Annotated in this window: 24 protein-coding genes; 3 read left to right on the top strand and 21 right to left on the bottom strand. The window is 42.5% G+C overall.

Annotated elements, in window-relative coordinates:
* Positions 1-141 precede the first annotated feature (141 nt).
* On the top strand, positions 142-684 hold the full coding sequence (locus AB5150_RS15260) for a DUF6120 family protein (RefSeq protein WP_368292149.1): 543 nt from the start codon (positions 142-144) through the stop codon (positions 682-684).
* A 2-nt stretch (positions 685-686) separates the two neighbouring features.
* Positions 687-1,160, top strand: a complete 474-nt coding sequence (locus AB5150_RS15255) for a hypothetical protein (protein ID WP_055147863.1) — start codon at positions 687-689, stop codon at positions 1,158-1,160.
* 88 nt (positions 1,161-1,248) lie between these two features.
* Here the strand turns inward: AB5150_RS15255 and AB5150_RS15250 are convergent, their stop codons facing one another.
* From AB5150_RS15250 to AB5150_RS15175, 16 genes are all read right to left on the bottom strand, one after another.
* A complete protein-coding gene (locus AB5150_RS15250; protein ID WP_055273948.1) occupies positions 1,249-1,773 on the bottom strand; it encodes a hypothetical protein in 525 nt (174 codons plus the stop codon).
* 27 nt (positions 1,774-1,800) lie between these two features.
* Positions 1,801-2,079 (bottom strand): hypothetical protein, encoded by a 279-nt coding sequence (locus AB5150_RS15245; RefSeq protein WP_133300891.1) that lies wholly within the window; start codon positions 2,077-2,079, stop codon positions 1,801-1,803.
* A gap of 6 nt (positions 2,080-2,085) precedes the next feature.
* Entirely contained in the window at positions 2,086-3,336 is a 1,251-nt protein-coding gene (locus AB5150_RS15240; protein ID WP_055273946.1) for a hypothetical protein, read from the bottom strand.
* 3 nt (positions 3,337-3,339) lie between these two features.
* Positions 3,340-4,686 carry a hypothetical protein gene (locus AB5150_RS15235; RefSeq protein WP_055273944.1) on the bottom strand — a complete coding sequence of 449 codons (1,347 nt, stop codon included), beginning with the start codon at positions 4,684-4,686 and terminating at the stop codon, positions 3,340-3,342.
* Positions 4,687-4,726: 40 nt separating this feature from the next.
* Positions 4,727-5,050 (bottom strand): hypothetical protein, encoded by a 324-nt coding sequence (locus tag AB5150_RS15230; RefSeq protein WP_055273941.1) that lies wholly within the window; start codon positions 5,048-5,050, stop codon positions 4,727-4,729.
* Positions 5,051-5,079: 29 nt separating this feature from the next.
* A complete protein-coding gene (locus tag AB5150_RS15225) occupies positions 5,080-5,376 on the bottom strand; it encodes a hypothetical protein (RefSeq protein ID WP_015533476.1) in 297 nt (98 codons plus the stop codon).
* 206 nt (positions 5,377-5,582) lie between these two features.
* Positions 5,583-6,275 (bottom strand): 50S ribosomal protein L1, encoded by a 693-nt coding sequence (gene rplA, locus AB5150_RS15220; protein WP_015533477.1) that lies wholly within the window; start codon positions 6,273-6,275, stop codon positions 5,583-5,585.
* A 55-nt stretch (positions 6,276-6,330) separates the two neighbouring features.
* Positions 6,331-6,756, bottom strand: coding sequence for a 50S ribosomal protein L11 (rplK, locus tag AB5150_RS15215; protein WP_015533478.1), 426 nt, complete (start codon positions 6,754-6,756; stop codon positions 6,331-6,333).
* A gap of 43 nt (positions 6,757-6,799) precedes the next feature.
* Positions 6,800-7,327: a transcription termination/antitermination protein NusG gene (nusG, locus tag AB5150_RS15210; protein ID WP_015533479.1), complete on the bottom strand. Its 528-nt coding sequence runs from the start codon at positions 7,325-7,327 to the stop codon at positions 6,800-6,802.
* A 15-nt stretch (positions 7,328-7,342) separates the two neighbouring features.
* Positions 7,343-7,555: a preprotein translocase subunit SecE gene (gene secE / locus AB5150_RS15205; protein WP_015533480.1), complete on the bottom strand. Its 213-nt coding sequence runs from the start codon at positions 7,553-7,555 to the stop codon at positions 7,343-7,345.
* A gap of 27 nt (positions 7,556-7,582) precedes the next feature.
* Entirely contained in the window at positions 7,583-7,732 is a 150-nt protein-coding gene (gene rpmG, locus AB5150_RS15200) for a 50S ribosomal protein L33 (RefSeq protein WP_004849439.1), read from the bottom strand.
* Positions 7,733-7,866: 134 nt separating this feature from the next.
* Positions 7,867-8,109, bottom strand: coding sequence for a hypothetical protein (locus AB5150_RS15195; RefSeq protein WP_022216201.1), 243 nt, complete (start codon positions 8,107-8,109; stop codon positions 7,867-7,869).
* A 38-nt stretch (positions 8,110-8,147) separates the two neighbouring features.
* Positions 8,148-8,624, bottom strand: coding sequence for a small multi-drug export protein (locus AB5150_RS15190; RefSeq protein WP_022216200.1), 477 nt, complete (start codon positions 8,622-8,624; stop codon positions 8,148-8,150).
* A 14-nt stretch (positions 8,625-8,638) separates the two neighbouring features.
* Complete coding sequence (locus AB5150_RS15185) at positions 8,639-9,433, bottom strand: enhanced serine sensitivity protein SseB (RefSeq protein WP_015533482.1); 795 nt, start codon at positions 9,431-9,433, stop codon at positions 8,639-8,641.
* 30 nt (positions 9,434-9,463) lie between these two features.
* Complete coding sequence (locus AB5150_RS15180) at positions 9,464-10,291, bottom strand: zinc ribbon domain-containing protein (protein ID WP_015533483.1); 828 nt, start codon at positions 10,289-10,291, stop codon at positions 9,464-9,466.
* 81 nt (positions 10,292-10,372) lie between these two features.
* Positions 10,373-10,876 (bottom strand): HD domain-containing protein, encoded by a 504-nt coding sequence (locus AB5150_RS15175; protein WP_055147888.1) that lies wholly within the window; start codon positions 10,874-10,876, stop codon positions 10,373-10,375.
* Between the two features lie 219 nt (positions 10,877-11,095).
* Between AB5150_RS15175 and murI the strand changes: the two genes are divergently transcribed.
* Complete coding sequence (gene murI, locus AB5150_RS15170; protein WP_055273937.1) at positions 11,096-11,863, top strand: glutamate racemase; 768 nt, start codon at positions 11,096-11,098, stop codon at positions 11,861-11,863.
* Positions 11,864-12,132: 269 nt separating this feature from the next.
* On the opposite strand, the gene AB5150_RS15165 is transcribed toward murI, so the two are convergent.
* The 5 genes from AB5150_RS15165 to AB5150_RS15145 form a co-directional block, all read right to left on the bottom strand.
* Positions 12,133-13,335 carry a tyramine oxidase subunit B gene (locus tag AB5150_RS15165; protein ID WP_082419793.1) on the bottom strand — a complete coding sequence of 401 codons (1,203 nt, stop codon included), beginning with the start codon at positions 13,333-13,335 and terminating at the stop codon, positions 12,133-12,135.
* A gap of 31 nt (positions 13,336-13,366) precedes the next feature.
* On the bottom strand, positions 13,367-14,656 hold the full coding sequence (locus AB5150_RS15160) for an MFS transporter (RefSeq protein WP_055273935.1): 1,290 nt from the start codon (positions 14,654-14,656) through the stop codon (positions 13,367-13,369).
* A gap of 9 nt (positions 14,657-14,665) precedes the next feature.
* On the bottom strand, positions 14,666-15,760 hold the full coding sequence (locus AB5150_RS15155) for a spermidine/putrescine ABC transporter substrate-binding protein (protein ID WP_015533487.1): 1,095 nt from the start codon (positions 15,758-15,760) through the stop codon (positions 14,666-14,668).
* A gap of 44 nt (positions 15,761-15,804) precedes the next feature.
* On the bottom strand, positions 15,805-17,454 hold the full coding sequence (locus tag AB5150_RS15150) for an amidohydrolase (protein ID WP_082419792.1): 1,650 nt from the start codon (positions 17,452-17,454) through the stop codon (positions 15,805-15,807).
* A 77-nt stretch (positions 17,455-17,531) separates the two neighbouring features.
* Complete coding sequence (locus tag AB5150_RS15145) at positions 17,532-18,362, bottom strand: ABC transporter permease (protein ID WP_022216192.1); 831 nt, start codon at positions 18,360-18,362, stop codon at positions 17,532-17,534.
* Positions 18,363-18,370 lie beyond the last annotated feature (8 nt).

The following is an 18,370-nucleotide window of genomic DNA, read 5'->3' as shown; positions in this document are numbered from 1 at the left end:
TTATTTGTTTATATTTTTGTAACTAACAGCCACATTTTGACAAAATTTGTTTATTAATGTCAAAAGCATTATTGATTTTCTGATATTTTAGTATAAAATAATATTAGTTCATATTGAAATTGTATTAAAAGGAGAATGAAAGTGGACACCAACTCAGCCAACTCAGCATATGAAAAAAACGAAAAAACTGTAGATAAGTATATTAAAGCTATTAAAAAAGAGTTTCCAATATACAGAAAGGGGGAAAAGAGATATTTAAAGATGCTGCGTAGTTCTATGTATGATTACGCAGTAAGTTTTGAAGGCGAGTTGATCACAGTATCACATCTGTCTAAAAAGTTTGGAAGTCCCAAGGATTGTGCCAATACATATATTGAATATTTAGGCACAGATACTATATGCCACAACATGAACGGAAAGAAATATGGAAAATATATTTTCATTACCGCGCTTTCTGTTATACTGGGTTTTGCAATATGTATATCAGTTATGTTGTATAAGGAATGGCAGATATCTAGGCGTACTGACATTGCATCAACTACTATTATCATTCAAGATGGTATAGCGCCAAATGATCTTTCAGAGTATACATGGACAGGATCATCTGATGGAGATGTGCCTTCAACCAATAACACGGAAACTCCAAATGATAATACTAACAATAATACAGATACGGAGGAATAAATATGAATAAAAAATTACGCAGATTATTAGCTATATGTTGTATGATCTTCATCTGTTTGTCTACAGTAAATGTTCCAACTGTTAAGGCCGCAGAAGAAGATACGAGCGATGACTCTCTTACATTTGTGGAAGTTATCGAGGAAATGCCAACTCAGCCATCTCTGAGTAGAGCCGCAAAAACAAAAAGTGCTACCAAGACTGTATACTGCAATGATTCCAACGGAAATACGCTCTGGAGCCTTAGGATTGTCGCAACATTCAGTTATACAGGTTCTTCCAGCAAATGCACATCAGCCAAAGCTGGTGTATCATCTAATAGCTCATACTGGAAGGTGTCTGTGTCCAGTTGCACGAGATCTGGCAACAAAGCCACAGCAACTGCAGTTGGAAAAAAGTATTCCTCAAAGGGCGTACTGCTTCAGACAGTAAATAAATCAGTTACTATATCATGTTCAGCTAACGGAACTATTTCCTAATTTCCTAGTTAGTTATACAAGATAAAGAACAAGGCCACATACCACACGAAATATCTTACAGATTTTTCATATGGTATGTGGCCTTATTTTATCTGTACCGGCCAGACACCCCTGCTAATGCAGATCTTATAACCAGCTCCAACGCAGTAGCAACAACATACAATGCTATGCATATTACCAACTTCACGCCCGTAGAAAGCTTCTCACTTTTAGCAACCATAAACGTCACGACTGCCGCAGTTCCGAGCAGCAAGCCTCCTATGGCACCACCCATTATTCCCCAATATTCTATAAAATATAATACATAAAATACTACTATCCAGGCAGGAGCTTTTTGATTAGCTCCTGCACCATCTGGATATGTTCCCAGATCCATTCCATCCATAATGAGACTGATACCACTCACTGCGCTTATAACCAGATTCAGTTCTTTTCCTGCTAACGGAACTGTATAGTTCAACTGTTTATCTTTTCTTAAGGTGCCTGTTCTCTCCAGTGATCTGAGTTTGAATGCCTCACCACCATTAATAAATATACTTCCTTTCATGTACTCCACCAGATATTGAACACCATCTATCTGTACATTCCAACCATATTTCTTTGTATCTGCCATTGTTTTAGCTCTCCCTTTTCCATTAAATTATTTCTCATTTTGTTTTTTATAAATTTCGGATGCCTGCTCACTCATACTCATTGCCATATTATATGCTGCGGTATTTGTGTCACTAATTGCATTGTATAGCAGCTCAAGTTTACCTACGAATAAGGTCTCCGCTTCGCCCTTCCAATTCTTGTTAAAGCTTTCTGCCGATTGAAATAAACTATCTAGAATATATTGACTTATATTATTTCGGATTCCCAATATACCATTTATAGCAGACTCTATTTGAGCATACTCATAATCTGTTATTTTTTCCAACACAAATCACCTCCCCGCAATGTTTTTATTTTCACTCTTCATGTACTTTATATATTTATCAAATTTTTGCTCTGATAATTTATCAAATACCACCGGCATACATGAACCATCTGACATAGAATAGACTCCTGAAAATTCCGATGAATCAACAAGTGCATATTCAACATTCCCCGGAAGCTTCTCTATACAATCCTCCACCAAAATAAATGTAAATGCACAGACACACAGATCATCACGCAGTGCTTCCACAATTCTATGATTTTCCAATAAAGCCATATCATCTATAAACACTATGTACCGCGGTTTCATATTTTCTACGCCGACTCCATTCAAAGCCTTTCTTTCCTCGATTGCCTGTGCCAGCATGTCTAATACTTTTCCTCTTTTTTCAGGAGTGCCTGCTACAAGACTAATGCCCGTCTCCATCTGAGTTCTCGTGAACGACTCATATTTATTCCACCCCTTACTATTAACACTATCATACACAAATGCAACCTTAAGATCCTCCGGCACTTCACTTACCAAAATCTGCGTAGACAATGCCCTAACTATATCGTATGCCTTCCTCTTGTCACCGTGTCCTACTACGCCAAGTAATCCCACCTCGTCCAGACTTATCGCTTTAGGGATATCATGTATTATTCCGTATTCCTCTTTGAGTTTTTTACAAGTTCTCTTTAACTTAATATTCTGTGGTGTATTTACCATATTGGGAAGTATGATATGCTCTGATATATCCAGATCACCTGTTCCTAGTCTATATGTAAGCATTACATCTCCCTGATTGCGAATCTTTTTCTCTCCCCTCATAATTCTTCTTATCAGATCCTCTGCCGGCACAAACCGTTTGTTCATCCATTCTAAAGCGGCTTCTCTATAAGAAATTATCTGCTTGCTAACATCCTCCAAATAGTTCTCTCTTATTTTTTTTATTTTCTTTCTTGAGGGTCTATTTCGTAAATAATCACGAATACTATCATATAAGACCACAAGAACAATCACTATTCCTACTGGTACAGCCCCCAGAAGCATAAGCGTATATCTTGTAACGGAAGGGCTTGGATGCGGTTCACCTGTCATCTCCATATATTTATAATACGCATACACGCCCAAAACCGCATAAAATGCTAATATTTTTATAGCTGTCCATATATCTTCTTTATTTTTATTAAGTTGGGGAATCGCATGCAATTTGAGATCACTCTCCATGCTTGGAAATCTTTCAATAATATTTTTATTTGTATCTTCTCTAATCATTTCTTACCTAATAAATTTAATTTCAACATCGCTATCTAATGCACACTTTGCTTTCATGTATAGATCTTTTAAATCTCTATTTGATATACTCCGTCCTCTTGCATCAATAACTATTGTCTGCTTTGTTCCTGTGGGCAAATTTGCTTTCATTTTCTGGCTTCTTGTCGTGACATCTTTGATAAGCATTGCCCTTCCACTTTCATTTTGAATATTATAACTTCTGACATCAATACAACTTCCATCCTTATACAATGTCGGACTTATACTTCCTTGAGCATTACGCGTTGATTTTTCTCCATTTAAAAAAGCCTGATTTTGACTGTAACCTTCATTTTTACTTGTAATTTTCCGGACAGTTTTCTCTTTTGTCGAAAGCTTTCCAACCTTGCGCTTTTCTCCTTCCATTGCCTTATTTTTTTCTATACTTTTTGTTCTTTTTACGTCAACAAATTTCTCGCCAATTCCAACAGCAGTATCTATCGCTAAATTATATGTAAAATTCTCTTTATATTGAATTGCGGCATCCTCCAACGAAACGTTTCTACAATGTGATTTCTCTTGGGCGCAATATATGGATGTCGACAAAGCCGAATTCCCCGCCATTACTGCGAAGTTAACGCCATTTACATAACCGGTTATTTTATATTGCTGTAAAAAAGCTGCAGTATTAGTCATCGTCTTTGCACTTTTCACTATAGCCAACGTCTCCCCAAAACCTTCCAGTAATCCAGTGGCTCCACCTTCCAAAGCACCCCACATATATGCATCAGCAAAGGCATCCGCAGGATTTTCTCCATTTTTGCATGCCATATAACATGAATACTCTGCATTCATCATAGATGTTGTTAGAGAACCCCACGCCATGTCTGCCGTTACTGTCTCTATCATAGTTGCTGCTGTTGTACTTGTCATTGTGCCAGTAGACATCGCTGCAGCAGTAACCTCTGGTGCTACAATAGCAATCACCAGCAATCCCACTATTATGCTCGTTCCAATGACTATCTTTCCTTCATTTGTCTTTGTCCACGGGGTAATTGCATATTGATTTCCAAGATCTATACCCATCTGAGTATATGTATCATTACACGTCTTATACTCTTTGTATATATCTTGCAAAGCTTTTGAAAACTTGTTCAACCGATCAGCTTCTTCCACAAACTCATCATAAGTTCTTATAAGTGCTGGCATGTCATATAACTCATCTGCCATTTTGCTGTATCGTATAATATCCATCTGCCTTTTATACATATCTATGTAATCCCCAAAGTTTTTACTGACGTTATTAAATTGTTCTACTTCGTCCTCCAGCTTCTCAAGATGTACATATAGTTCTATACCAGTGCCGTCCATCATTTACCCCTTAATATTACTTTTTAACCCAATATTCCTTTTAGTTAATTACGTCTCCCGACAAAGATTCTCCAATATCCACATTAATTGCTTCCACAGCATCATAGCTTTCTGTAATATTTACAATATCCTTATAGTAATTAGTCATATCGTCTACGATCTCATTCATACGATCTGATTTGTCTGCCATATCTTCATAAATCTCTGTCCATCCATCACTTTCCCAATAACCATTTATTTTGTTGCACGTTTCTATAATACTTCCAAATCGCACAAGCATATCCGCATAGTTCTGCGCAAATAGTTTTTCAAATAGCAACATTTGCCTTAATGGCACCACTATTATTTCTGTATCGCTTTTCACATAACCATTCCTTCCTGAATTTTGCTCGATCAGAGTTCCTGAATCCTATCCAATACAGAAGCTTCACACTTCTCAAACAATTTACACATGTCATAAACGCCATCTATCTTATCCTTAAGATCACTATATAAAGCCTTCATATTGGTCATAGCATTTCGAAATCCTTCATCATAAGTTTTTGCGGCCGGCCCGCTCCACTGTGACGCAAGTTCTTCATATCCACACTGAATAACAAGTCTTTCGCGCATACTCGCATCAATATCGTCCTTCAACGCCTTTATATCCGCATGTAACTGTTTTGTATTAATATTTATTTTTGTCGCCATACTCATCCTCTCCATTTATGTTATATACAGTATCTTACTTTTGGATATAGTTGTCAATATGTATTTAGATAATCTATTTTATGTTGATCAGTATTTATTGTCATCGTTTTTTGCATACAAAAAGCCCCACACCCTACGCAATATCCTGAAGATATCTCATAGTGGTGTGGGGCTTTTGTGTGACTGATGTTCAGGTCAACCGGCTTTTATACGTAGCTTGTTGTGTTAATCTTTACACCAGGGCCCATTGTTGAAGCAATTACAACGCTCTTAAGGTACTGACCCTTAGCAGCAGCTGGCTTTGCCTTAACAATAGCATTTATTAAAGTCTGGAAATTCTCGTTTAACTGTTCCTCTGTGAAAGAAACTTTTCCCACTGGCACATGGATAATGTTGGCTTTGTCAAGTCTGTACTCTATCTTACCAGCTTTGATATCTGAGATAGCCTTAGCTACATCCATAGTAACTGTTCCAGCCTTAGGGTTTGGCATGAGACCCTTTGGTCCAAGTACACGACCAAGACGTCCTACAACGCCCATCATGTCAGGTGTTGCAACAACAACGTCGAAGTCTAACCATCCCTCGTTCTGGATCTTTGGCACGAGCTCGTCTCCACCAGCGTAATCAGCGCCTGCTGCAAGAGCCTCGTCAACCTTTGCACCCTTAGCAAATACGAGAACCTTAACAGTCTTACCTGTTCCGTGTGGAAGAACTACGGCACCACGAACCTGCTGATCAGCGTGACGTCCATCAACACCGAGTCTGAGGTGTGCCTCTACTGTCTCATCAAACTTAGCTGAAGCCATCTTCTTAACTAAAGCAACTGCCTCAGTTGCCTCGTAAGCAGCGGTCTTATCATAGAGCTTGCTTGCATCTACATATTTCTTACTCTTTATCATTATTATAAACCTCCTGTGGTCATATCGGGAGCGACCCTCCCACTAAATATCTGTATTACTCTTCAACTGTAACGCCCATTGAACGAGCTGTTCCAGCGATCATGCTCATAGCTGACTCAAGGCTTGCAGCGTTCAGATCCTTCATCTTAAGTTCAGCGATCTCCTGAACCTTAGCCTTAGAAATTGTTGCAACCTTAGTCTTCTTTGAGTTTGCAGAACCTGACTTGATGTTACATGCCTTCTTGATAAGAAGTGATGCAGGTGGAGTCTTTGTAATGAAGCTGAAGCTCTTATCCTGGTATACTGTGATAACAACAGGAATGATCATGTCACCCTCATTAGCTGTTCTTGCATTGAATTCCTTTGTGAAAGCAACGATATTTACACCGTGCTGACCAAGAGCTGGTCCAACAGGTGGTGCAGGAGTTGCCTTTCCTGCAGGTATCTGTAATTTGATGTATCCTTCTACTTTCTTTGCCATTTTAGCATTCCTCCAAAATACTGTGGTACAATCCACTTGATAATTACAACTTCTTGATATCAGCAAACGCAATATCAACAGTATTCACACGACCAAACATTTCTACTTCGATGGCTACGGTCTGTTTTGCAGTATTAATTGCCTTAATTGTTGCTACTGTGCCTTCCCAGGCACCTGAAGTAACCGTTATTGAGTCTCCCACTTCAACATCGATGACAACCTCCTCTGAGGTCTGATACAGATTGCTCAGCTCCTCATCAGTGAGTGGTACAGGCTTTCTTGGATCTGATCCGACAAATCCTGTAACTCCTCTGGTATTACGTACAACATACCATGTAACATCGTTCATGATCATGTTGATGAGAACGTAACCAGGAAGTATCTTTCTCTCGATCGACTTTGGCTTACCATTCTTAATCTCTGTGGCATCTTCAACCGGAACGACTACCTCTAAAATCTGGTCTTGTAAATTTCTGTTTTCTTTTGTTTTCTCAATATCAGCCTTTACTTTGTTTTCATATCCTGAGTAGGTATGAACAACATACCATCTTGCATTCTCTGCCTCTGACATATTCTCCACCATCCTTTACCCAACTATGAAATTCAAACCAATCTGGATCAACCAATCTACGATAGCTATGATACAGCCGAGTACGACTGAGGAAACAACTACCGCAAATGACTGTCTTGCAAGGGAGCTCTTGTCAAGCCATGTAATCTTCCTGAACTCTCCCTTTAATTCCTGAAACCAGCTTCTCTTGAGAGTATTTGACTTTTCTTCTTTACTAGATTTAGACATAACTCTATTCCTCCTTACTGGTTCAGACTATTTTGTCTCCTTGTGTACTGTATGAGCCTTGCAGAATCTACAGTACTTCTTTGTTTCCATTCTGTCTGGATGCGTTTTCTTATCCTTTGTCATATTGTAATTACGCTGTTTACAATCCTGACATGCCAATGTTATTTTAACGCGCATTTCCACTTACCTCCATTGTTATTTTAAGGCACAAAAAAAAGACCTCTTTCATCGCAAAGTCTACAATAACACAATCGACCTATGCAAGTCAAGAAGTCTTTTATATAATTTCTAGTATATTTGATCCTGTCCGTCTATCTTCCGTTTGTACTCATGTCTTTTATGACATCTATGAGATCCATGTCGGAATCTGTGAGCTTCACATTGGTACAAATGGTCTTGCCCTCTGTATCTGTGATCTTCACTTCTATTATATAGCCTTCCTTTATTCCTGTGGCAGCGGCTGCTCTTAGGAACATAGGGAACTTTGGATGATTCTGGATGAACCGCTCCCAGGCTCCTTTGATCTTAAACATCATTCCCGGATTAAATGCCATATTTATCAACCTCTCTGTAAATCTTACTTATATCAGTATTATTTCAAAAGACCTATCGCTCCGAACAATCCTATACTTCCAAGGTACATGATCACTCCTGCCATGATCACTCCCAGCATGACCATGATAACGCTTTTCTTCCAGTCAAGCTCAAGGAAGCTGGCTGCCAGTGTTCCTGTCCACGCCCCGGTTCCCGGAAGTGGTATTCCCACGAACAGCAGAAGTGCGATATACACTCCAGTGCCGGACTTTGCCATGAGCTTCTGTCCGCCGTGCTCTCCCTTCACAAGACACCATGTGAAGAATTTGCCTATGAATCTCTTGTCTTTTCCCCACTCAAGCACACGTCTTGCAAACCAGTATATAAATGGAACCGGTATCATATTGCCTATGACGCACACTATAAATGACGGTATACTCGGAAGTCCAAAGCCCACCGAATACGGTATGGCGCCTCGAAGCTCAAGTATTGGTACCATGGATATAAGAAATATAGTCAGATATTTTTTTAACATAACGATCCTCTCATTTAATTTTCAAGTCCGGCTCTAACATAGAACGGCTCTGTCACCTCTGTCACTTTCTTACCAAGCATGTTGTCTGCTCTGACCAGTGCCACCTCGATGCCAAATGAATGAGGCTTCATAAGAGGTATGAGTCCGGCAAATACAGGCTTTTCGTCTCCGTTTACCTCAAGAGCAACAAGATACTTATCCTCCTGTCCCTGCTCCTCCATCATCTGTATATACGCTCTGTCAACATTCTCTTTGTCTGCCAGATACTCTCTTGCAGCATCAAGCATCTGTATCGGCTGATACTTTGGTGTTCTGAGCTTGACTGTTGCGCCTGGCTTGATCTTGCTCTGTACAAGTCCTGTACGTGAGCGCTCTCTGTACTGACGGATAAACTCTCCTGATATAAAGCAGTTCTCAGTGAAAGGATTCATAGCTATTCCGCTTATGTTTCCATTTGAATTGAACACAAGATCCTCAAGCTGCTTATATGGAAGTATTATTCTCTGGAAGCCATCGTTAAACTGTGATGAAGCCATCGACTCATAATCTGTGAAGCATGGAAGTACCTTGTCTCCCTGCTCATTTGTCAGAAGTGAGAAGTTGATCTTCACTCCGTCCTGGAATGTAACCTTTCCATTCTCATCAGGCTTTGGCTCCTGGTCAAACTTTGCAGGAACTATAAATACTGCATGGACCACTGACTCAAAGAGCTGCTTAAGTGTATCCTTGTTCTCATTTTCTCTAACTGCGTGCATAGCCTCAACAAGCTCCACGTTCTCAATCTTTTTTCCAATGTCTTTTACGTCCATCTCGTTATCCTTTCATTAATTAATTGTGTATTATCTCTTCTCACCGTAATGCTCGTTGTAAAGCTTCACCGCTTCCTCATAGTGCTCTTCATCAGCCTTTGCCTGATCTGATCTCTTGGACAACACAAGGTCCGGTCTCACATCCGGCATGCTCTGGCCTATCCTTGAGGTAAATTCCGTAAAGAACTCCTGGCCACCTGCATATGATGCCATCGGTATAGCCACCATTCCCTTTGAGGTCGCAAATATGTATCCTCTGTTCACGTGATAGAACGGCTCTACAACGCGCTCATTCTCTACTATATCATCTATCTCGTATTTTCTCCACATAAATGGTATCTTACTGAAATATATCGCCTTGTCATCCATCTTCACCGCCGATGATACCGCTATCCTACAGAATATCGCAAGTATAACGCTCACACAGAATGCAAGTATGACTGCAATCCTTCCCATACCTTTATTGAGACTGTCCACTCCAAATACAGCCATCACAATGAGAAACAGTATGAGCAGGCTTACTATGAATACCATAGGTCCAACTGTGGAATAACCTCTCATAACTCCGTTCTTATTCTTGCGGCATTTTCCGTAGTAGCTTATTCTTGAAGGCTTCATACCGAGATCCTCTCCACACAGAGGACAATACTTCTGGTTGACCGTACAGTTTGCCGGTATTGATTTGCCGCAGTGCGGACATCTGAAGAATATGGTGTTTATAATGCCTGATATAAGCGCAAGCACTACGAACAGAATCCAGCCCATGCTTATATTTCCTGCAAATGCAAATCCAAATATACACAGCACTCCTACTATTGGCAAAGCTGTAGACAGTAACTTTGATATATAAAGCTTCATCTTTCTCCTCCAAATCTAACAGCGGCGTCTATCCCTGCCGCCATCTCTGACCTGTTAAGTATAACATAATTCATCTTTTTTTCAATATTCCAGCGAAAAGAGCTGTCTGCACAGCATTTTGCCGGATTCCGTGGCAAATATATTATCGTATGCCGTCCTTATAGTATCTGCGTCCGCCTTATCCTCATACATGTTGACGAGGAAATCGGCCTCCACCAGTATCAGATAATCCAAACCGTCTATATTCCTGTAGGTGTGGTGATGTGCCACCAGATAACATGCCCTCTCCACTGCGGCATCTTCTGCACCTGCCTCTCTGAGCAGCCGTCTTGCCTCAGGAGGTCCCTCCTGTTCCTGCAGCTTGCCATTATTATATCCATATTTCAGTTCTGCGTTCTTTATGCCTATATCGTGGGCAAGTGCTGCGATCTCCAGGACCTGCATCTCGTCGGGCTCCATGCCCTCCATCTCAGCTATCAGCTTCGCAAATGAATGAACCTTCAGGAAGTGATGTACCCGTCTGGAATCCCCGGCATAGTATTCAATCATTTTCTCTTTTACTATAGAAACCAAATTTCGTGCCATGTCATCATCCGCCTTTCTTTATGACTCGTATCATTCTAACACCACTATTTGTGAATAGTCTATACAGTTTATAAACATTTAATCTTCCTTACGCCCGGATTTTCTGTTACTTCTATAATATATACTTCCGTAAGTTGTTTTTTATTGACTATAATAGTATAATTTTAGGTTGGAGATAAACTATCAACACAAGTGATACAAAACATTGGAGATTTTATTATGGACACACGTTCAATTGGAGTATTCGACTCAGGGCTCGGCGGAATAAGCGTTCTCCGCGACATCGTGGAGCTCATGCCCTGTGAAAATTATATATATTTTGGCGATTCGGCACACGCACCTTACGGAACAAAGACCAGAGAGGCTATTCTTGAGAGATCGGAGCAGTGTACCAATTTTCTTCTCGCAAAGGATGTGAAGGCGATCGTCATCGCCTGCAACACCGCCACAAGTGTTGCAGCCTCGACACTGAGACAGCAGTATCCTTCCATACCGATCATCGGTATTGAACCGGCTCTGAAGCCTGCGGTTCTGTGGAAGGAGCACGACAAGGTAGCTGTCATGGCGACGCCAGCCACGCTTGCTCTCCCAAAGTTCCAGGAGCTCATGAAGGTATACTCGAAGGAATCTGATATTTACCCGGTTCCATGCCCGGGACTTGCGGATTATGTGGAAAAGGGAATTTTTGATGGTGAGGAGATCACAGAATTTCTGAAAGGACTGCTCGCCCCATCTCTGGAGAAGCATGTGGATGCAATCGTTCTCGGCTGCACTCATTATCCTTTTGTGGAAAAGGTTATACAGCGCATAGCCGGACCTGATGTGAAGATATTCAATGGAGCCCACGGCACCGCCCTGGAGCTTCAGAGGAGACTGCGCATCGCGGAACTCCTTACACCTTCCATAGAGAAGGGTGCTGTGGAGTTCTACAGCAGCAGCACAAACCCGGAAACCATTAAACTTTGTCACCAATTGTTTGAAGCGTAATTGACAGACGGCTCAAAACATATATCCAACATAAAAAAGTCCGTGTATGTACATGGTCAATCACGTTCTACAGCTGTCGCTTCAAGCATTTCTATATGCATGCGGCTCCGCACGCGATAAGGGCGTTTGCGTGCTATGCCTTAGCACAGAAATGCTCGAAGCTCGGCTGTATTCACTACCGATTGTCCATGTACATACACGGCTTTTTTGCTGAATATATGTTTTGAGCCTGACTACGACTTATTATTCAAAGCTGGTTCTCAGAATTGTTAAAATGCATATGGGCGATCCCAGACTTTGAGTTTCGTGCCGATATCATGTACAAGGGCGTAGGTGTAACACTCATATGCCCAGGCGACGTCCTCTGTCGGCATGCCCTCTATAGACACGAGTATTATCTCATCGTCGGATTCACGGCCAGGCTTCTTGCCGCGGATTATCTCTCCAAATGTAGTAAGAGAATTCCTCTCGATCAATCCATCCTGCACCATATAGACGAAGTCCTCTCCCATGCAGCCTGTGTGGAGTCTGTTGCCCTCCGCATCATATCCAACATTATCTTCCTCTGCGTAGTTCTCGTACATTCCGTAGTTGTCTATGACTTTTTTCAAGTCAACAATACTCTTATGCTCCATATTGAAGGTACTTGTAGAGATGACCAGCGCTCCGGGCTTGAGCCACTCTCGCTTGTACTCTGGCCACTCGCCCTCCTTGCATGAGACTGCCTCAGTTATGATGTCGGCATCCTTAAGTGCCTCCTCCATATCCTTGCACAGAACTATATTTTTTACCTGAGGATAATTTTCCTCTATGTACTCTTTCATTTTAATCGCATTTGCCGATGTCGGTGAGCTGCCCTTTATCTTGATGGTGTCTATGTCAAATCTCTGTGACATGATGGCTCTCAGACTTGATCTGCATATGACTCCGGGGCCGACCAATGTGAGTACCTTTGAGTCATCCCTTGCAAGCAGCTTTGCCGCAAGTCCAGGCATAGCACCTGTTCTCATAGAACTAAGAAGATTTCCGGACATATATGCCAGAGGTTTTCCTGTCTCCACATCGTTGAGCATCATCATCAGTATGGAACGAGGGAGCCCTATGGCTCTGTTGTTGCCATTTGAACCATACCACTTCTCTCCTGCCACATGGAATCTTCCGCCCAGGTATGCAGGCATGGCGATGAATCTCCTGTCTCTGGCATTGTTGACCGGGAAATTCTCTATCGGTGACTTCTTTGGGAAGTACAACATAAGGCCATGTGCGTCATTGTACGGACCACCCATGAGGAAATCTCCGTCCTCCATGAGTCCCATGGTCTCCTCCATGACATCCACACATCTTCCCGGGTTGAGAACACCCGCATCTATCATATCCTCCTCACTGAGGTAGAGGAAGCTTATATTCTGCTTGTCTGTTTCTATATTGCTCTTTCTTCCTGCCGCTTCTGATTCTACATCTCGGTTCTTCATAATCCTTACCAAACCTTTCTCTCGTCATATATCAGCTGTTTTTTATTATTTTGCCGTGAATCTCTTTTGACGCACGACACATGATCACTATACATACAATGGACACTGCACTTATCACTACGCTGGAATCCATGAGCACTGTAAGTCCGTATCTGGAATTTATCCATCCACACAGCAGAGCTCCTATCCCCTCTCCGGCTCCCACCGTAAATGCGTTTATCAATGACATTCCCTTCACCACATCAGCGGGTGACAGCATCTCTTCTATAAGATACACACTTCCGGAATAGAATAACCCAAAGCCCAGCATCTCGCACCCCTGGGATATGACGATCACCCACACATTGTCCGAGAATGCCGCGAACATGTTCTTGAATGTCATGAACACCGCACAGCACAGCATTATCTTGTCAAGAGATATCCGCTTTCTGAATTTTATGAGCAGGAATGCCGACGGGACTTCACTGACCGCCATCACGAACTCAGCCAGTCCATAATGAAAATTATTGCCACCCAGGCGTTCAAACACATTTATCAGGAATGTCGTTCCAACATTATATCCCATGAACATAACCGCTGAACCTATGAGAAACCACCTGTACTTCGGGTATGTTGTGAGCAGATATCCTGCGGTGTGTACCTCTGTTTTCCGGGTCTCCGTGATGTTTGCTGCAGCTATTCTCTCTCTTGCGCCCAAAGCCCTGCAATCGCTGCAGGATGATGTATCATCCATGACCAGCAGCACCGCCAGCATCATGGCGGTGAACAGCATCTGTAGTATCAGAAGCCTGTTCGCATCATACCTGTCACAGAACCCCCCAAACAGCACACATGCCACAGCCCACGCGCAGGAACCTGCTGCCCTGCATATAGGGTAGTTGATATTTCTGCCGTCGTTCATATACTTTATGGACAGGGAATCTATAAGCGGTGATATGCATGTAAATGTTGCACCAAATCCGATGAACAGCGTCACTGTCTGTACAAACGATAATTTATACTCATAAAAAACAGATGTCAACAGCAGCGCCACAACAGTCAGCACTGAGATGATATATTTTAACTGGATACGTTCTGCATGCCGGTCGGAAAATACACCTATGATTATCTGAAACACTACAGTTGAAAATAATTTTACCGCATTTATTACTCCTATCTGTCCGTCCGTAAAACCTTTGTACTGCAGCATCTGCGTGAGGTATGCGTACGCAGATGCCGCACAGGTCCAGAACATCATCTGTAATATTGCATATTTTATATTGAGCTTCGCGTTTTTCTTTTTTATAGATGTGTCTACGCGTATCTTCTTCTGCAATCCCATAGGCTGTTCCTATCTGGATGATTTGATCTCCATGACCGCATCTGTCTCAGCTGATATCGCATCTGCATCAAATGTATTTATCATAAATATTCTCTTCTTCATATCATCTGTGAGCACACACAGTGGACTGTTTTTCAGGTCATCATCCAGATATTCTACTGCTGCCTTATTGGCACAGATGAACTGAAATTCATTTGTGAGTTCTGCGGATATGTCAGGTCTCAATATAAAGTTAAGGAACAGCTCTGCCTCCTCTTTGTGCTTTGAGCCTTTGAGCAGGACCATTGTATCCATTGAGAGTGAACACTGCTCACCATCCATGACTACCTCAAGATCCGGATTCTCCTTCATCGCCTGAAGTGCCTCGCCGCTGTACATGAGAGCAACTGCTACCTCTCCCTTTGCCATACTGTCTCTCGTGTCTGTTGACGCTGCAAATGCCTTGATATATGGATTCAGCCCACTTATATAATCCTTTGCCTTTGCAATATCATCGAGGTTGCCCGATGTAGGATCAAGGTCGCATCCCAGCAGACCTACACTCATAATAGCCTGGGAATCATCCACAAGCAAAATATTATTCTTCAGATTATCATTCTTCAAGTCGTCCATCTTATGGATCTCTATACCATAGTCGTCCAGCATCTTTTTATTTGCTATCCATACACATGATGTTCCCATATATGGAACACAGTACTCTCCATCCGGATCACACTGCATTGTCCTGTAAGTCTCATCGATATTGTCATAATTGGTGATCACATCCTTGTCCAGAGGCTCAAGCAGATCATTTGCCTTCATAGATTCTATGTAGAAGTTTGAAGGTACTGCAATGTCATATTCTGATCCGCCTCCCGCCATGAGCTTTGCCAGCATCTCGTCATTCGACTCAAATGTAGTCTCCACTACCTTTATGCCATATTCCTCCTCAAATTTATTGAGAACATCTTCACTCATATACTCTGACCAGTTGTACAGATATATCTCCTTTGCGTATCCGTCTGCAGTTTTCTCTTCTGAATCGCTGCCACATGCTGTCATCGTAAATACCATTGTCGCTGCAAGTGCTGCAGCCATCATTTTTTTGATTTTTCCTCTTATCATAGTCATTTCCTCCTTTTATTGAACACCAGTCTGGTTGTTTATTCTTACGCCCAGACTTTCTCACCACATATATAAGTGGCTGTAACCTGTGTCTTGTAGATGTCTTCCTTCGGGATAGTAAGGACATCCGAATCCAGCAATACGAAGTCGGCATCCTTGCCTGCTTCAAGGGATCCCTTTGTCTTCTCAAGCCTGTTCTGGTATGCTCCGCCATATGTGAGGACCTGAAGACCATCCTCAACACTTATCGTCTCGCCGGCACCCATCTCTTCCATCTCCGGATGTCCGGGCTGTTTTCTGTTCACCATGAGATGAAGTGCATCCATAGTTCTCGGTGGAACCGTTACAGGGAAGTCGCTGGCACAGCTTGTGACGATTCCAGCATCTGTGATGGATCTCATATAGTATTCCTTGGAGGCTCTTTCTTCTCCGAGAAATGGCTTCTCCAAAGTGTCATAATACACGCTGTTCCTGAAGTGCCAGTATGGATTGGTGACCGCTACCACACCAAGGCTCTTCATCCTGTCCACATGCTCCGGCACCATGACCTGAAGATGTGTTATGGCATTTCTGTAATCCCTGTCTGTTTCTGTCTGTCCGTACTCATATGCATTCAGCACCTCGTCTATCGCAGCATCGCCGATTGCGTGTGCATGTACATCGTATCCCGCATCAAGAGCACGTTTCACCGCCGCATTTGTCCTCTCCTGGCTGAGCATCGGCTCACCCTTATCTCCTGGGGCATCCGCGTAATCATCTCTGAGAAAAGCTGTATGACCTTCCACTACTCCATCTGCAAATATCTTTAACGTGTTCACCTGTATCTTAGGAACATACCGGAACTTCTCATGATACTTTGCAAGTTCAGCAAACACATAGTCCTCATCATCAACAGGCTCCAGCGTGTAACCTAACCTGAATGTCACCTTTAGTTTTCCCTCGCTGTTAAGCTTTGCATATCCGGCAAATCTTCTGTCATAGTTCTGTTTCTTGTCAAACATTGGCTCAAATGCTATTGTGACGCCATTTGACAAGGCTATATCCTGATAACATTCTATGGCATGTGCAAAGTTGTCAGCAGTCATCTCAGGCAGCACCGCACTGAACAGATTGCCCGCCATCTCCTTGAACCATCCCGTTGGTCTGCTTGTTCCCGGATACCTCACTATCACACCATTGGGAACCTCAGCGGTAGTTTCATCAATCCCGACAAGTTCCATAGCTTTGCTGTTCACCCAATATGAGTGGTGATCCTCGCTTATCATGACCATCGGCACATCCGCCGATATGTCATCCAGTATGTCAGCGGTCGGTCCCAAGGATCCAAATACTCCATTTTCAAAACCGGAACCGCTCACAACCTTCTCGTCAGGGTGGCTCGCCATATAATCTTTTATCGCCGTCACATAATCGTCTATGCTCTCCTTATTTGCAAGGCTGACACCGTACACTATCTCAGTGGTGCTTGATATGTGTGCATGTCCCTCTGTCATTCCCGGTATCACAAGTCCTTTGTCATGTTCTATAACCTGTGTATTTTCGCCTGCATAGCGTTCTGCACCGGCTCTGTCACCCACGTATATGATCTTTCCATCGGCGACCGCTATAGCCTGCGCCAGACTGCGTTTGCTGTCCGCCGTATAGATTTTTCCATACACTATAAGGTCTGCTGTCATCTTTGTCGTTTCATCCATTTGTTACGCCTCCTTGCCATATATGTCTTCGGAACATATTCTGTATTCCCGAATTACTGCGCATCTATCTTACGGAATTACTGTGCATCTATCTTGCGGATGTCTCTTATCTCCCTGCGCTTTGATATAAACCTTCCAAGTGCCCCCGCAAGGAGGTAGATCACAACTATTCCGACTATCATCAAAGTTGATATGACATATACATTTGTTGTGATCTTGCCTCTGACCATTCCGTATACCTTGATAGGGAACGTGATATCCCCGGCTCCGGATACGAAGTAGCTGATTATTACATCATCTATCGAGAGAGTTATGGATAGCAGCGCTCCGGATATGATTCCAGGTGTCAGCATCGGGATGGTGACACGCTTTAACGTATGCCACTGATTTGCCCCGAGATCCATTGCCGCCTCCTCTATAGAGCTGTCAAAATTCGCAATTCGTGATCTCAGTGTGATGATGACAAATGGCAGACAGAATGTAACGTGTGCGAACACCATGGTCGCAAATCCCATGGTCATGCCCATCTTGGAAAACGATGCCAGTGAGGCAAGACCTATAACCAGCTCCGGGATGACTATCGGCACGTACAGAAGTCCGTTGATAAACTTCTTGAGCTTGAACTCGTACCTGTAAAGTCCTATGGTTGCCAGAGTTCCTAGAACCACCGATATGACCATGGACACTAACGCCAGCTCTATGGACAGCCAGAAGTTCTTCAGAAGTGAGTCCCCCTGGAACACCTCCAGATACCACTTGAGTGTGAATCCGTCAAACACCATATTTGTATTGTTCTTGTTGAACGAGAACAGGATGATGACAAATACCGGCATGTACAGGAACAGATATACAAGTGCCATGAATATGATCGATCCCGCGCCCATCTTCTTCTTTTCTTTTCGCTTCATATCCATCC

The sequence above is a fragment of the Coprococcus sp. RTP21281st1_F1_RTP21281_210402 genome, assembly GCF_040915325.1.
Classification (GTDB): Bacteria; Bacillota; Clostridia; order Lachnospirales; family Lachnospiraceae; genus Coprococcus; species Coprococcus aceti.
The sequence above is the reverse complement of the archived record's forward strand: the minus strand, read 5'-3'. Positions and strand labels throughout refer to the sequence as shown.

Coding starts and splice junctions, on each gene's coding strand:
- AB5150_RS15255 (WP_055147863.1), top strand. CDS start 687: ATGAATAAAAAATTACGCAGATTATTAGCTATATGTTGTATGATCTTC.
- AB5150_RS15250 (WP_055273948.1), bottom strand. CDS start 1,773: ATGGCAGATACAAAGAAATATGGTTGGAATGTACAGATAGATGGTGTT.
- AB5150_RS15240 (WP_055273946.1), bottom strand. CDS start 3,336: ATGATTAGAGAAGATACAAATAAAAATATTATTGAAAGATTTCCAAGC.
- AB5150_RS15235 (WP_055273944.1), bottom strand. CDS start 4,686: ATGGACGGCACTGGTATAGAACTATATGTACATCTTGAGAAGCTGGAG.
- AB5150_RS15225 (WP_015533476.1), bottom strand. CDS start 5,376: ATGGCGACAAAAATAAATATTAATACAAAACAGTTACATGCGGATATA.
- rplA (WP_015533477.1), bottom strand. CDS start 6,275: ATGATAAAGAGTAAGAAATATGTAGATGCAAGCAAGCTCTATGATAAG.
- rplK (WP_015533478.1), bottom strand. CDS start 6,756: ATGGCAAAGAAAGTAGAAGGATACATCAAATTACAGATACCTGCAGGA.
- nusG (WP_015533479.1), bottom strand. CDS start 7,327: ATGTCAGAGGCAGAGAATGCAAGATGGTATGTTGTTCATACCTACTCA.
- secE (WP_015533480.1), bottom strand. CDS start 7,555: ATGTCTAAATCTAGTAAAGAAGAAAAGTCAAATACTCTCAAGAGAAGC.
- rpmG (WP_004849439.1), bottom strand. CDS start 7,732: ATGCGCGTTAAAATAACATTGGCATGTCAGGATTGTAAACAGCGTAAT.
- AB5150_RS15195 (WP_022216201.1), bottom strand. CDS start 8,109: ATGGCATTTAATCCGGGAATGATGTTTAAGATCAAAGGAGCCTGGGAG.
- AB5150_RS15190 (WP_022216200.1), bottom strand. CDS start 8,624: ATGTTAAAAAAATATCTGACTATATTTCTTATATCCATGGTACCAATA.
- AB5150_RS15185 (WP_015533482.1), bottom strand. CDS start 9,433: ATGGACGTAAAAGACATTGGAAAAAAGATTGAGAACGTGGAGCTTGTT.
- AB5150_RS15180 (WP_015533483.1), bottom strand. CDS start 10,291: ATGAAGCTTTATATATCAAAGTTACTGTCTACAGCTTTGCCAATAGTA.
- AB5150_RS15175 (WP_055147888.1), bottom strand. CDS start 10,876: ATGGCACGAAATTTGGTTTCTATAGTAAAAGAGAAAATGATTGAATAC.
- murI (WP_055273937.1), top strand. CDS start 11,096: ATGGACACACGTTCAATTGGAGTATTCGACTCAGGGCTCGGCGGAATA.
- AB5150_RS15165 (WP_082419793.1), bottom strand. CDS start 13,335: ATGAAGAACCGAGATGTAGAATCAGAAGCGGCAGGAAGAAAGAGCAAT.
- AB5150_RS15160 (WP_055273935.1), bottom strand. CDS start 14,656: ATGGGATTGCAGAAGAAGATACGCGTAGACACATCTATAAAAAAGAAA.
- AB5150_RS15155 (WP_015533487.1), bottom strand. CDS start 15,760: ATGATAAGAGGAAAAATCAAAAAAATGATGGCTGCAGCACTTGCAGCG.
- AB5150_RS15150 (WP_082419792.1), bottom strand. CDS start 17,454: ATGGATGAAACGACAAAGATGACAGCAGACCTTATAGTGTATGGAAAA.
- AB5150_RS15145 (WP_022216192.1), bottom strand. CDS start 18,362: ATGAAGCGAAAAGAAAAGAAGAAGATGGGCGCGGGATCGATCATATTC.